The sequence below is a fragment of the Dellaglioa sp. CoH-57-MRSF-17 genome (assembly GCF_056782015.1).
This window is the reverse complement of the sequence record NZ_JBXAXY010000054.1, coordinates 1-432: the sequence shown is the minus strand read 5'-3', so window position 1 is coordinate 432 and position 432 is coordinate 1. Positions and strand designations below refer to the sequence as shown.

Sequence of the window (432 nt, the reverse complement as noted above, 5' to 3'; positions counted from 1 at the left end):
CCGTATCCGTGCCGGAGCCCTTTGCGCTATTGAGCAGCGCGTCCTGCACGCGATCCGCAAGCTTCGTCACAAACGTCGCAGCATGGCCCCCAATTTCGTACGTCTCATCATCGACGAGCGTCCGGAACTCGTCCAACGCCTTTTCGACGCCGACCTGATACCCGCGTTCGTACGCGGCCGCCTCCGGGCCCTCAACATCTGCGTCATTGGCAACGATGAGCAGCGCCTGCGTCTCGAACTCGTACTGACCCACAGTCGGAGCCGTGCGGATATCCCAGTGCATGCGACGGTCGCAATTGCGCCAATCGGTCCACGAACCACCAGCCGTGCGCATGCGGTATTGATAAACGGCGTTGCTCATCTACTTCTCCTGTTGAATTGATGTGGAAATGATACGAGAAAGTGGGCTATTCGTCAACCCCTCAGCCGTTA

Annotated in this window: 1 protein-coding gene; it reads right to left on the bottom strand. The window is 58.6% G+C overall.

The features are described 5' to 3' along the window. On the bottom strand, positions 1–361 hold a 361-nt coding region (locus AC1RPJ_RS07830), incomplete at its 3' end, for a hypothetical protein (RefSeq protein ID WP_481762851.1). Positions 362–432: the final 71 nt, after the last annotated feature.